The sequence below is a fragment of the Pirellulales bacterium genome (genome assembly GCA_036499395.1).
In the GTDB taxonomy this organism is placed as follows: Bacteria; Planctomycetota; Planctomycetia; order Pirellulales; family JACPPG01; genus JACPPG01.
Genome location: DASYDW010000116.1, coordinates 155,161 through 168,317 on the forward strand (window position 1 = coordinate 155,161; position 13,157 = coordinate 168,317).

10 protein-coding genes are annotated in these 13,157 nt (G+C 60.6%); 8 read left to right on the forward strand and 2 right to left on the reverse strand.

The genetic code is table 11. The features are described 5' to 3' along the window. Positions 1-23: 23 nt before the first annotated feature. The 6 genes from VGN12_20790 to VGN12_20815 all read left to right on the forward strand — a co-directional run bounded on the left by VGN12_20790 (position 24) and on the right by VGN12_20815 (position 7,792). A complete protein-coding gene (locus VGN12_20790; GenBank protein ID HEY4311897.1) occupies positions 24-404 on the forward strand; it encodes a hypothetical protein in 381 nt (126 codons plus the stop codon). Positions 405-690: 286 nt separating this feature from the next. Beyond that, on the forward strand, positions 691-2,205 hold the full coding sequence (locus VGN12_20795) for an amidohydrolase family protein (protein ID HEY4311898.1): 1,515 nt from the start codon (positions 691-693) through the stop codon (positions 2,203-2,205). A 127-nt stretch (positions 2,206-2,332) separates the two neighbouring features. After that, on the forward strand, positions 2,333-3,373 hold the full coding sequence (locus VGN12_20800) for a cytochrome c3 family protein (GenBank protein HEY4311899.1): 1,041 nt from the start codon (positions 2,333-2,335) through the stop codon (positions 3,371-3,373). 456 nt (positions 3,374-3,829) lie between these two features. Further along, positions 3,830-4,540, forward strand: coding sequence for a PEP-CTERM sorting domain-containing protein (locus tag VGN12_20805; protein ID HEY4311900.1), 711 nt, complete (start codon positions 3,830-3,832; stop codon positions 4,538-4,540). 378 nt (positions 4,541-4,918) lie between these two features. Next, the gene (locus VGN12_20810; GenBank protein HEY4311901.1) at positions 4,919-6,277 is read left to right on the forward strand and encodes a DUF1501 domain-containing protein; all 1,359 of its coding nucleotides are present in this window, start codon (positions 4,919-4,921) and stop codon (positions 6,275-6,277) included. A 228-nt stretch (positions 6,278-6,505) separates the two neighbouring features. Beyond that, on the forward strand, positions 6,506-7,792 hold the full coding sequence (locus VGN12_20815) for a DUF5009 domain-containing protein (protein HEY4311902.1): 1,287 nt from the start codon (positions 6,506-6,508) through the stop codon (positions 7,790-7,792). Positions 7,793-7,837: 45 nt separating this feature from the next. Here the strand turns inward: VGN12_20815 and VGN12_20820 are convergent, their stop codons facing one another. Further along, positions 7,838-9,952 (reverse strand): hypothetical protein, encoded by a 2,115-nt coding sequence (locus VGN12_20820; protein HEY4311903.1) that lies wholly within the window; start codon positions 9,950-9,952, stop codon positions 7,838-7,840. Positions 9,953-10,285: 333 nt separating this feature from the next. Here VGN12_20820 and VGN12_20825 point away from each other — a divergent pair, with 333 nt between their 5' ends. Continuing rightward, on the forward strand, positions 10,286-10,507 hold the full coding sequence (locus tag VGN12_20825; protein ID HEY4311904.1) for a hypothetical protein: 222 nt from the start codon (positions 10,286-10,288) through the stop codon (positions 10,505-10,507). Between the two features lie 114 nt (positions 10,508-10,621). Here VGN12_20825 and VGN12_20830 read toward each other — a convergent pair whose 3' ends face one another. Further along, positions 10,622-12,148 (reverse strand): hypothetical protein, encoded by a 1,527-nt coding sequence (locus tag VGN12_20830; protein HEY4311905.1) that lies wholly within the window; start codon positions 12,146-12,148, stop codon positions 10,622-10,624. Positions 12,149-12,285: 137 nt separating this feature from the next. Between VGN12_20830 and VGN12_20835 the strand changes: the two genes are divergently transcribed. Beyond that, a complete protein-coding gene (locus tag VGN12_20835; protein HEY4311906.1) occupies positions 12,286-13,032 on the forward strand; it encodes a hypothetical protein in 747 nt (248 codons plus the stop codon). Positions 13,033-13,157: the final 125 nt, after the last annotated feature.

Below are 13,157 nucleotides of genomic sequence, written 5' to 3' on the forward strand. Positions count from 1 at the left end.
GTTTTCAAGGAGGCCACGACGGTATGGCCGATGAATCTCCCACCAATTGGCGCTCCGGCGAGTTCTGGCCCCCGCTGATCATCGCGTTGGTGTTGGCGGTAGCCGCCTCGCTCGCGTACATCGTTTACCAGGGGGGGCTCAAAACGCCGTACAAACCTGCGTTCTCGACCACCGCTTCACCGGCTGACGTGAAGCAGTTGATCGCTTATATCAACGGACCGCCCCGGCCAGCAGGCCACATCCAAAACTTCCAGGTGCAGGCTGCCAAACGCCTCGGAGGTATCGGTCCTATGGCCAAGCAGTTTGGCGCCGACCAGGCCCTGGCGACGCTGATCGCCACGACGAACGATCCGGAAGCCAAGAGTGCCGCCGAAATAGCGCTCGCGCAAATCGAGGGTCGGTAGCGAAGTGGACCCCGGGTAGGCAAACCGACCAGCGGCCCCTGCCCCGCACCTGCTCTTGCTTTGCACGTGATTCTCGCAGAACCTATAATCCAACCAGTTTCCTGGTAGCCGCGTCTGGCGGCCGAGACGCAGTCGGGGCCGATCCTCCTTTCTTGTCGGCTTCGCGCGTGCAGGCTTTCGCGGCTCTGTGGAACGTGCATCGCTTCTTCCTTTGGTCGATCGGGCCGTGGCGGGCTTGTTCGTCTAATTCAGCCCCGCATTCAATTGTTTCGAGGAGAGATTCCCCATGTGGATTCCAAAGTGGCTCCGGGACCGGAAGAAGGGGATCGATTCCCCCATGCCTACCCAGGTGGTCTCGAACGAGGAGTTCATTCCACGCCCGCAAACCAAGCAGCAGAAGCAGGTCGAGTACCTGATCAACACGCTGGGCGAGGAGAAGGCCAAATACTTGGGCATGGAACGCCGTGCCTTCATGGCCAGCACGATGGGCATGGCCACCTGCTTCCTGGCCAGTAATAAGGTGTTCGGCAATTACTGGGATGTGAAAGAGGACGAGACCCTCGAGCCGGGCGCCTACGAAGACAAATACCCGAAGGGTGAGTACTTCGTGATGGACGTCCAGGCCCACTTCACCAACGGCCTGGCCATCGGATTCCGCAATCAGGAATTCGTAAAGAACATGGGCTTCAAGCTGGACGAATCGGATGACGCCTACGGCTTCCCGAACTTCGTCAAGGAAATGTTCTTCGACAGCGAGACCTCGATGCTCGTGATCTCGGGTGTGCCGGGACGCGAAACGCACTTCGATCGCAAGGGTAACAAGGCCGAAGGGCCTAAGCGCGGCGGCGGCCCGCTCCCCAGTTGGTTGATGTCGGCTCGCAAGAAGGACATCAATGACATGGCCGGCAGCGTCCGCGCCCTGTGCCAGGGCAACTGTGCCCCGAACCACTATTGGGACATGAAGACCAATAGCCAGGACAAGGCCGCGCTGTTCGAGCAAATGGAACGCGAAGTCAAGATGTACGGCATCGACTCGTGGAAGTGGTACTGCCACACAGATCCCGGCCGCTCGGGCAACGGCTTCCAACTCGACGACGAGAAGCTGACCTACCCGTTCTACGAGAAATCGCGCGAGCTGGGCATCAAAAAGATTAGCGTCCACAAGGGCTTTTCCTACCAGTCGAAGACCCTGGGCCACTTGGCGAATCCAAAGGATGTGGAAAAGGCCGCCCTCGACAATCCGGACCTGACTTTTGTGATCTATCACTCCGCCATGCAGCATGCACCGGGCATCGAGCAGGCCAGTTTGGTCGAGAATTACAACCCGACCACCGGCGATTTCGCTTGGCACGACGTGCTGATGAAGATCAAAGAGCGCAATCCGAAGATCAACAACGTCTACCCCGAAATCGGCTCCAGCTTCGGCACCCTGGTGGTTTATCACCCGGAGATGTGTCAGCATCTGATCGGCAAGAATGTCAAGAACTACGGCGCCGATCACGTGGTTTGGGGAACCGACTGCCTGTGGTGGGGCTCGCCGCAGTGGGTGATCGACGCCTTCAAACGCTTTCAGATCACGGACGAAATGTGCGACAAGTTCGGCTACACGAAGCTCTCCAAGGAAGATAAGGCGAACATTTTCGGCCTCAACGCCGCCAAGATCTACGGCGTCGATCCGGCCGAGCAACGCAAGAATATCCCCAAGGACGAACTGTCGAAGCTGAAGGTCGCCTACGATAATTTCGGCGGAACGCGCGATAACGCCGCCTATGGCTGGGTCCGCGACGACACGAACACGTAAGCGACGCACGAAGTCGTTCCCGCTGCACGGCGGACAAACGACATGATGGCCTTCACCGGGCGTTCGCGCGTCGCTAATAACGACGTGCGAACGCCCGCTTTCATTTCTCTAGCCTCTCAAGGCACGTATGGCGCCAACGAACTTCTTTCGGCGGGCAAAGCTGTTGCTATGCGGATTGGCCTCGGCGACACTGCTCGGCCTGTCGTTACTTTCGGCGGCAAGGCACGATGCATCGATCGCGGCCGAAGCCCCGGCCGATACCAAGACACTCGATCCCGCCGCCTGGGGCGAGGATCATGTCGGCCAGGAACTGCCTGAATACATGGAAAGTGGCGAGTGCCTGTTCTGCCACCGCAACGAGGTCGGAACGACCTGGGGCACGAACAAGCACAATCGCACGATTCGCGAACCCGAGGCCGACAATCTGGCGCTGGCCGCACTGCGGGCCGATCCCGCCACGAAGCAACCGGCCGACGAAGTGCAACTAATCATGGGGGACACGCGCGAGACGCGCTTTCTGAAACGTTCGGCCGCCTACGGTAAGCTCGATTTGCGCACCGTAGGCGCCACGCTCTCTCGCACCGGCCGCGCGAAGTTGGATCACGTCGATAAGCCAACATGGAACACAGAAATTTTCGCAGCCGAGTGCGCCGGCTGTCACGCCACGGCCGTCGATCCCGAGACACACGCCTTCGCCGCGCCATCGCTCGATTGCTTCACCTGCCACGGCGATGCGCCGGCCAAGCATGCCAACGATCCGAAGTTGATGCCGCTGGCCAAGGCGCGCAAAGATTCGCCCGCCGTAGTTACCTCGATCTGCGCCCAATGCCATGTGCGATTCGGAAAATCGAAATCGACAGGCTTGCCCTATGCCAACAACTTCGTGGCGGGCGATAATTTGTTCCGCGACTTCCAGGTCGACTTCGCGTTGGCTGATGATGTGAAGATCAATCCGGCCGACCGGCACGTGCTCGACAACGTGCGCGACGTCGTACTGTATGGTCGCGAGTCGATGACCTGCCTCAGTTGCCACCAAGTGCATACCGGCTCGACGAAAGCGCATCGCGATGTGCCCGATCAAAAGTATTGCCTGCACTGCCACGAGGCCGGCAAACCGAAGAAGGAGCACATTCCCTACGAGGTTCACAGCCAGCGCTGCCAGTATTGACCGGCGACAAATTCATGGCTGAATTCCGACGATTGATCGAAAAAAGCTCATATGCCATTTGGCATGCGGGAAAGGGCTTTGGCACCAGATTTCTTGGGGGAAAAGGGCATTTTCTACTTGCGTTGCTCGGAGTCGGCTTCTAGACTCGACACTGATTTGTGGGACTAATTTCAGCTTTTTCTTGGCGCAGCTAATGACATCGAGCCCCAATCGCTAACCTCCGTCCCTACGGGGGCGCGCGCTTTCTAGGCGATTGTTAATTCGGGCTCATTCTGGCAATTCTTGCCGCGTCACTCGGGCTTTCGATTGGATTTGCTCGTTGCGCTCATCGTGCGCGCATCAATCAATTCGAATCGTGACCTCGCGTTTATCGCGCGCCTATTCCGGATTTCACCGCAGGTTTGCACCCGCGGATTTACTTGACTTGTTTACCTGCCTTTAACTACGGAGTGTCTCATGAAGTCGACCAAAATGCCTGGTGTGATTGCCTTTTCCTGTCTCGTGCTGGGATTGGCAATTTCGGCCCCGGCGACCACGATCTCATTCTCAACCGGCGATAACTCGACGGTGGATGGTGGTAAACCGGTGGATGCCCAGGTGACGTTCGTGACCACTACGAACGAAATTCTTGTCACGTTGGAAAATCTGCAAACGAAGATTAGTGATATCGCGCAAGTGATTAGTGGTGTGTCGTTCGAATTGAGCAACAACAAGACCAGCACCACGCTCGGATCGAGTTCCGGTGTGGAACGAACGGTGAATTCAAACCGTACTTTCAGTGACGGTCTGACGGTTCCCACCGGCTGGCAAGTTCTGCTCGATGGCACCAGCATGCAGCTGATGCTGCCCGATGGAATGGACACGCACTCCATTATCGGGCCGGCTTCTGGCACCAAGTACTCGAATGCGAATTCGTCGATCGCGGGCAGTTCGGATGCCAATCCGTTCCTGGCCGGGCCGGTGACGTTCGTGATTCCCGTAAATGGCGTCACGTCGACGACGACGGTCGATTGGGCCACTTTTCACTTTGGTATCTGTGCGACGTACGTGCAAGCATGCAATACGTTTGTGCCCGAACCGGGTAGCATGACGCTGGTCGGTCTGGCGATTGCGTGTGGGGCTGTTGCGGGCCGCCGTAAATTGCGTTCGCTACGCCGTAAGGCGTAGCCGGGGGTGACAGCGCCCTCGTGCGCTGTAGGGCGCCCTGCCAGGGAGAGGCAGGGCGCAAAGAGCTGAACGATAAGCGGACAAGAACAGAGAGCACGTACGAGGTTGGTCTCCTAAAAATGACCAAGCCGCCTTCCGGGCGGCTTTTTTCATGCGCAGCCGCCGTTACGGCATGACATCGAGCCGAGGTTTTCTCGGCATGTTACCGGTTGATCGACCGGTTTGGCCTGATGAAATCGCCGGAGTCGTAGACTCTCGCGTCTTGAGAATTTGACCTTCGGTCGCTGATCCTCCACAATGGCGCCGCTTGCCTGACCGTCCGTGCCCCCGCCCCGCCGCCGTCCCGCCCGCCTCCGCACAACGATAAGGATCGGTGCGATGAATCCGTTTTGCCCAGGCCCGCTGCGCCGTCGCGAGTTCTTGCGCGCGGGCGTTCTCGGGCTGGGGGGCATCGGACTCGAGCAGGTTCTCGCCGCCCGGGCTCGCGCCGGCCAGGCATCGCGCGACACGACGGTGATCCTCTTCTGGATGTGGGGCGGCCCGAGCCATCTCGAGACGTACGACCTGAAACCGTACGCCCCCAGCGAATATCGCGGCCCCTTCCGTCCAATCGCGACGGACGTGCCGGGGCTCGATATCTGCGAATTGTTTCCGCGGCAGGCCCGGCTCGGCTCGAAGATCTCGCTCGTTCGTTCGTTGCACCATGACATGTCGGCGCATAACGACGGCTCGATCGAACTTCTGACCGGCAAAACTCCCGATCGGCCCGACCCCACCTCCACGGCGCGCAGCGAGCATCCCGACTTCGGCATGGTGGCCAGCAAGCTGCGCGGCTCCCGGCCGGACGGCCTGCCGAATTACGTCGGCATTCCGCGGCAACCCTTCATGACCCGGCCCGTTTATCTCGGGCTGGCGCACTCGGCCGTGGCCGCGGGCGATCCCTCTAACAAGGATTATCGTCCACCCAATTTGTCACTGGCCGCGGGTGTCGACGCCCAGCGACTTGCCGAGCGGCGCGGCCTGCTACCGCAATTCGATCGGTTGCGTCGGGATCTGGACTTGGGGGGCTCGCTCGACGGCGTCGAGCAGTTCCGCGGCCAGGCGCTGACGATGCTCACTAACCCCGCGGTCGCTGACGCCTTTGCCGTCGGTCGCGAAACTGAAGCCGCGCGCGAGCGTTACGGCCGGCACCTGTGGGGACAAAGCTGCTTGCTTGCGCGCCGACTGGCTGAGGCGGGCGTGGCCGTCATTACGATCGACGCCCTCGCCCCCACGCTCAGTGATCGGTACTTCAGTTGGGACGATCACATCAACACAGTCACACGCTGGGACATGGCCGACGCGATGCGGTATCGCGCGCCGTTCATGGACCAGGGCATCTCGGCCTTGATCGAAGACATCTACGACCGCGGCCTGTCCGAACGAGTGATGGTCGTCGCAGCCGGCGAATTCGGCCGCACGCCGCGATTGGTCAATCGCGACGGGCTGATCGGCCGCGATCACTGGCCCGGCGCGCAAGCGGCACTCGTTTCCGGCGGCGGACTGCGGATGGGGCAAGTCGTCGGTGCGACGAACTCGAAAGGAGAATACCCTGCCGATCGCCCGCTCACGCCGCAGGATCTGCTCGCCACGATGTATCGCCATCTTGGCGTTGACTATGACCGCTCGTTCGTTGATTTAGGCGGCCGGCCGACAAAAATTCTGGCCGACGGCGCGCCCATCCGCGAACTGGTGTAACGAACGTCGTAGGTACTCCACGAGCATCGGCCGCTGCCCGCAATGCGCTCCACGCATCACGCACTACCAGCCCAGCAGTGCCAGCAAGGGTCCCAACGCCAACCCAGATCACCGCCCTGCACAAAAGCTTCCCTCGGGCCGGCTTCGATTGTCGCAACCATCGCGGCGGATAAACTAGGGCTGCTCACGCCGCTCGCTCGTCCCTGCATCCCCAGGTGCCCCCCGGCCATGGCTACCTCGATCGCTCCTTCCGCTACGTCTCCCTCCGCGCCGGTTCCTGCGAAGCCCCCGACCAGCGCCGCGCGAGGCAGCTCGGTCCGCACGCAGCCCAACGAGCGGCTGTTGTCGCTCGACGCGTACCGTGGATTCATCATGGTGGCGCTGGCGTCGGGCGGGTTCGGAATCTGGGAGGTGGCCCGCAAGCATTTTCCCGATGATCCCACCTGGCAAACGCTGGGCTATCACTTTCATCACGTGAAATGGCTGGGCTGCGCGTTCTGGGACTTGATCCAGCCGTCGTTCATGTTTATGGTCGGCGTGGCGATGGCCTATTCGTATGCCGCACGCCAGTCGCATGGCCAACCGTATTGGAAGATGTTGCTACACGCCATCACACGTTCCATCGTGCTGGTGCTGTTGGGCGTGTTTCTGCGCTCGGGCAGTGGCACGCAAACCAATTGGACGTTCATGGACGTCGTATCGCAGATCGGGTTGGGCTACACGTTCTTGTTTTTGCTGTGGGGCAAGCCTCGGTTGTGGCAAGGCATTGCCGCGGCCGTGATTCTCGTCGGCTATTGGGCGCTTTTCGCCGCGTACCCGCTGCCGCCTGAGGATTTCGATTACGCGTCGGTCGGCGTATCGGCTGATTGGCAGCATCTGGAAGGCTTTTCAAAGCACTGGGACAAGGGAACCAACCCCGCCGCGCGATTCGACACCTGGTTCCTGAACCTCTTCCCGCGTGCCAAGCCGTTCGCGTATGAGTCATCGGGCTATCCGACGCTGAACTTCATCCCCTCGCTGGCCACGATGATCTTCGGCCTGATGGCGGGCGAGTATCTACGCGGCCCACAGCGCCGCTGGGTGAAGTTCCTCACGCTGGCCGGCCTGGGCGGCGCGGCACTCGGAATCGGCTGGGGGTTGGAATTGGCCGGCATCTGCCCGGTCGTCAAAATTATCTGGACGCCCAGTTGGGCCATCTTCAGCACCGGCTGGACGCTGTTGATGCTGGCTGGCTTCTACGGTGTGATCGACGTTCTCGGCCTGCGGCGATGGAGCTCTCCGCTGTTGGTCGTCGGCATGAACTCGATCCTGATCTACGTCATGGAAAGCATGCTCAGCGGCTGGTTTAACACGCGGCTCAAAATCCATTTCGGCCAGGATCTATATCCGCGTGTTGCCAACGCCTTGCATCTCGGCGAGGCCTACGTGCCCATCGTCGAGCACGTGTTGGTCCTCTTGGCGATGTGGCTGGTCTGCTATTGGCTCTATCGCCAAAAGATCTTCGTGCGCATCTGAACGCTACGCGGACGACGACGTTTTTTAAAGAACGCCACGCGTCCTCTACTCGCCTGGCACCCACAGCGCAGACTTCTTGCCCGGCCCCGCGTCGCTTTCGGGAGTCCAGATCTTGCCCGGTTCGGCGGCCGCCCCCGGCACCACCAGCGGGGACGCACCTTGCTGAGGCGGCCGCACCGGCCGACCATCGGGCGTGACCAGTCCGGCCTCGACCAGGATCTGCAACAGTGCCTGCGCCACGCCCGGCTCGCGTGAATGTTCCTTTTGAATGTGCGCCAGCACGCGGCTGAATTCCTGCGGTTCGCCCCGTTCCAGTCGTAGCGACAATTCGTCGATGTCCCACATGGCCGTCGACTGTTTGGCCTCGTCGGCTGCCGCGCGCGCCTTGTCGAGATAAGTAAGCGATTGGCTGGTGTCGTCTTCCAGCCTCGCGAGCAAGCCGTAGACTTGCGATGTGTTGGCCTTCAAAGACTCGCGTGCAAGAATCGCGTGTGCGATCTTGCGCGTGGCCAGTTGTGCGGCCGCGAATCGCGCCCGATTGAATCCCGCTACCAGCACCTGATCTGGCGCCTTCTCCCACTCCACGTGGTGCAGGCGGGCCAGCGGTACATCATCGACCGACGTCTTCGTCGGGTCGATTGCTTCGGCCTCGGGCAATCCCAACCGCCGGCGCAATTCACCGAACGCGTCGCCGATCGATGCTTCCTGGAACGAAAGCTCCAGCACCAGAATCGCGGCCAGCAGCGCGATCTGCTTGCCCGGGTCTTGCGCGGCTTGCGCGGGCGTTTGACCGCCGAGCACCGCGGCCGCCGTCTGCGTCCATCGATCGAGGATCGCCTCGCGACGCTGAGCCACTAGCAGCTTGTGAACCTCATCAACGGGCGTATCCTCGGGCAGCCGCCAGTTCCAGCTCAGCGACCATTGCGTGGCGGGAATCTCGCCCCGCTTCTCTTCGGCGCCGGCCGGGCCAAGTTGCCCGCCCCACAGCTCCGTGACGACTTCACGCAGCGGAGCGACGTTCGGCTGTGCCACGGTCACTTCCAACCGCGCTTCGCGATCGGTCTGTCGACCAAAAATCAGCACATGTCCGAGCACATTCGGTACATCTTCACGCTTCAAACCGGCGCCCGTGCCCGGCGCGGGGCGATCGAGCACCACGAACGACCGGTGCGGCGGCACCTCGTTGCGCTCTGTCCATGATGCGGTGTTCACCGGCATCACGGCCAAACGCCGATCGGTCAGCCGAGTGTCCAGCCCCTCGACGTCCGTGATCGGATAATTGATCGAGAACAAGTCGATCCCCTGCCCTGTCGTCGCCGGATCGATCAGTTGGGCGAGCGCTTCGGCCTCGACCCGATCGTCGCGCGGAACGTCGAGCGACGCCAGCTTGCGCAGCGCTTCGACCGCGCCGCCGTCGTCGGCCAGCCACTGCCGCAGGATCGCCAGGTTGTGCCAGAGCGCGGGAGAATCGCCGGCGCTCGCGGCCAAGGCCGTCAGCTTGTCGGCCGCCACGCGCCACGAACCACGCTGCGCAGGCTGTAGCGCCTCGTCGAACTTCGCCCGCCAGCTTGCGCTCTCCGGCGCCGGCAAAAAATCGGGCTCTTCCTTGAACAGCAGCGGCACCTGCGGCGAACCATTTAGCCGCATGATCAGCCCCAATGTCCGCTCGTCCTGCGGCAGCAGGTGCGCGAGCACCAGCAGATGCCCCAGGGCCGACGGAATTTCGTCCATCGTCACCAGCGCCTCGGCAATACTGGCGATCACGTCGACCACCGTGGCGGGCATTGGCGTCGGACTGCTCGAAATCGCCAATTGCAGGGTTTCGATCGCCCTCCGCAGCTCTCCCTCACCCAGCGTCACCAAGGCTGATTCGGCCAACGCCACCGGATTGGTCGAGGCATTGGCTAGCACACCATCGATCACCTTTTTCGCCTCGTCTTGCCGCCCCATACCCAGCAGTAGCAGAGCCTGCGACGTCATCAGGCAGGCTCGGCCGGGATACTTCGATTGCAGTTTCTCGATATGTTCCAGGCAGGCGAGTCGCTGGTCCCCTTCGAGCATCCGCTGGATTTTTTCCAGCTCGCCAACGAGGTCTGCGCAGCAGAATTTCAGCTTCTTGCCCGTTCCGGCCGGACAAGGGGAATAAGGATCAAGCGGCATGGCTTTCGGTCCGTCTGTAACGAATGGGCAAGGCCCGGCGGAACGATTTTCCGCAGGCAAAAGTGCCTTGATCGTATCAGAGCGAGGCGGCCATTACGACCCGTCGCCGGCCACGCTGCCCCAGGGTGTGGGAGGCTGGACGGTCGCGCGCGGAAAGACCGTCAAAATCGGCCCGTCGCCGACCGCCGACCAGCGCCATCGACCCACCAATCGCTGAAGACCTTATCCGGGCTTGGTCGATGAATGCAAGCAGAGGACCCCGGGGGTGCCCGGCGCAGTGCCGGTACGATCTATCGGAATCCGGGGCGCACCGTTTGTGACGAGACCACGCGCATGTGGCGGTCGTTTTTTCTTGCCGTCGGCCTGACGTTGCTCGTGGCCGGCGCCGAATGCCTGGTCGTGGACGACTTCATTCTGGCGTCCAAGGGGGGTGCCAGTGCCGAGCGCAGCACTCGCGATATCAAGCCGCCCGAATGGGCCCCCTGGAGCCTGCTCTCGGCTGGCGCCGTGACGATGCTCTACTCGTTCACGATCCCGCAGCGCGTGAAGGGCTAAGGCAGTCTACTGTGGCGATGCTTCTCCCGTAGGGTGCCCTGCGAGCACTGTACATTGCCGAGGTGGGGCGATCCGAATTACGGCCCCAACAAGCTCGGGTGGCCCCCGCATCCGTCACCGATCTCGAATCGGCAGGAACTGCGGGTCAAGATGTACGTATCCGCCTTGACCTGCTTCGACTTTGCAGTTCGGTAACGCGGCACGTAATGCGCTTATTTGACTGCCGGTCACATGCACGCACCTGTGGACGCCTAATTCCTGAAGATTCGACATTTTCTTCAGATGCTCCAAGCCATGATCTGTGAGCTTCTCGCACCAATAAAACCCCAACGATATTAGTTTCGGCAATTGGACCAAACTCGCCACGTCATCATCGCTGAATCCTTGGACGCCATTGATCACCAGATGTTCAACGCTTTGGGGTATTACGACCTGATAATGTGGCGCATCGGCAGAGCGTGTTTGATAATCGAGGTCTAGCCGCTTCAATTTGCGGAGCGATGACAGGCCGTGCCCCTGCACACGGTCGTTCATACGAATACAGAGTTGATGCAGTTGCAGGCATTCTCCGAGGCTCGCAAGCCCTGCGTCGTCGACGTTCGCACCCAAAGTGATATCAAGAGACTCAAGGTTCTTAATCGCTCGTAGCTGTTCCCATCCTTTGTTGGTTTCCGTGCTCTTGCCAAATAGCAGCGTCAGATCTTCTAGCTTTGTCAGGGTCGCGATTTCGGCGAGTACATCATCATTCAGTCCGTCGCGAAATCGGATGGTCAGCCAGTCTAGATTCTTAAGCTCGCCAAGCCGCGCGTTCGCGAGGTTGCTGCGCAGAGCGCGGCCGTTGATTTCTAACTGATGGAGTCCGTGCAAATTGCCAACCCACGGCCAGCCGCGCACGCCGGCGGGCAAATCGACAACGAAAACTTGGAGAATGGGCCCAGCCGGCCCCGGCGAGATCGTCACTCTGTGATCTACGTCTTCGTCAATATCCAAGTCAAGATATTCGAGGTTGCGGAGGGCGCCTAAATGGGAAAGTCCATCGTCGGAAATTTGAAATCCGCAGTTCAAATGTAGACGACGAAGATTGCTGAGCTTTTCGAGTTCGGCAATTCCCGCGTCAGTCACGTTCGCTCCGCAGTCAATAGTGAGGAACTCTAGTTTTTCCAGGGAACCAACAATGGCCATCACGCCGTTGTCACCGACTAGACGAGATTCGAGCCAAAGCTCATTCAGTTGCTTTAAGGACGCTAATTCCTGGAATCCGGATTGCGTGCAACCGGAGTCGGATGAGATCATCAGTTCCTCAAGCTGCGGAAATTCAGGAAGGAGGCGCAACATATCATCCGTTGCGTGCCACAATTCAACGCTTTTAACGTTACAGAGATGATCGACATCGACAAATCTCTGCAACCACAATGGGACAGGAAGTGTGTCGAACTCGGGCTCGAAGTCTTTGTACTCTATCGAATTGAAAGTGTGTCCCGCGCGAAGCGCTACCACCGAGCGCTTCTGCCGCAGGGCGCTCGCGTGCCAGCGCACGAGCAGGCCGAGACTGACGCCGAGCGTCAAAAAGACGACGAGCAATCCGCGCAGCCCGAACTGCAACCAGCGGCGGCGCGTGGGCCGTGTTTGTGAGTTGGTCATCACTGTCGATTCTAATCCGTCGCGCCGTGCTTTACGTCGCGTGGTAAAATGACTCGACCGGTGGCAGTGGCTGCGGGCGTCGTAATCAGCGGCCGTCACCGCCGGTCGTAATCCGGGCCGATACGGAGATTATCGCGATGCCCGATGTTGATGAACGAGAACCACCCGGCGACGTGCCGGCGAGCAAGCCCTCTGCGTGGGCCATGTGGCGTTTGCGCACCGATCCAGCACCGCTTTTTCTTTTCGTCGTGCCGCTGGTGCTCTATCGCGTGTGGGAATATCGCCTGCCGAGTGTTGCCATGGTCCGGTTCAACTATGCGGATGACGTCTGCGCCGGGCTCGCGCTGCTGGTGGTAATCGCCATAACCCGTGGGCTGCAATCAGCCCTCAGGGCGTTTGTCGAGTTGGGTCGCGGCATCGCGCCTGGCACCTACCAATCGCGACGCCGGCTCTGGGCACCGCTACTGGTGCTGGGAGCCGTCGCCTACGGGCTTGTGTGGGCTGAAATCCTCATGCACGCGGGCTTCTGGTTCAGCCGTGCGGCGATGGAGCGTTTGGCCGACAGCGCGTTGGCCCACCCGAGAGCCGCGCGAATCGGGGGAAACTGCTGGGCGGGGCTCTATTATGTTTACGACGTCGAGATCATCGGCCAGACGGTCGTCCTTTATCTCGACGAGGACCAGAGCACGTATGGCTTCGCCCGCGTGCCGGGCTTCACCCGCGATCCAGTATTCAACATCCCGCATCTGCCCACAACCGAGCCTGGGCTGTACCGAGACTTTCCCGCTCGGGCCGGTTTTCAAGACCGCGAGGGGGAGCGGATCATGCACGACTGGCTCGTTGTCTATTCCAGCTATTGGCGGGTAAAGCTCGGTTGGAGCTAGTCGCCTGGCCGATCCCCACTGCCCTGCCGCAAACTCTCGCCCTCCAGCGCGAGTATTTTGACTTTTCGCAAAACCGATTGTCAGGATGCGCAATTCCGCACGCCTATATCCTGTAACGGTGAGTG

Bases quoted from the DNA above. Each gene is read 5' to 3' on its own strand.
- VGN12_20830 (HEY4311905.1), bottom strand. From the start codon at position 12,148: ATGACCAACTCACAAACACGGCCCACGCGCCGCCGCTGGTTGCAGTTC.
- VGN12_20795 (HEY4311898.1), top strand. From the start codon at position 691: ATGTGGATTCCAAAGTGGCTCCGGGACCGGAAGAAGGGGATCGATTCC.
- VGN12_20810 (HEY4311901.1), top strand. From the start codon at position 4,919: ATGAATCCGTTTTGCCCAGGCCCGCTGCGCCGTCGCGAGTTCTTGCGC.
- VGN12_20815 (HEY4311902.1), top strand. From the start codon at position 6,506: ATGGCTACCTCGATCGCTCCTTCCGCTACGTCTCCCTCCGCGCCGGTT.
- VGN12_20800 (HEY4311899.1), top strand. From the start codon at position 2,333: ATGGCGCCAACGAACTTCTTTCGGCGGGCAAAGCTGTTGCTATGCGGA.
- VGN12_20835 (HEY4311906.1), top strand. From the start codon at position 12,286: ATGCCCGATGTTGATGAACGAGAACCACCCGGCGACGTGCCGGCGAGC.
- VGN12_20790 (HEY4311897.1), top strand. From the start codon at position 24: ATGGCCGATGAATCTCCCACCAATTGGCGCTCCGGCGAGTTCTGGCCC.
- VGN12_20825 (HEY4311904.1), top strand. From the start codon at position 10,286: ATGTGGCGGTCGTTTTTTCTTGCCGTCGGCCTGACGTTGCTCGTGGCC.
- VGN12_20805 (HEY4311900.1), top strand. From the start codon at position 3,830: ATGAAGTCGACCAAAATGCCTGGTGTGATTGCCTTTTCCTGTCTCGTG.
- VGN12_20820 (HEY4311903.1), bottom strand. From the start codon at position 9,952: ATGCCGCTTGATCCTTATTCCCCTTGTCCGGCCGGAACGGGCAAGAAG.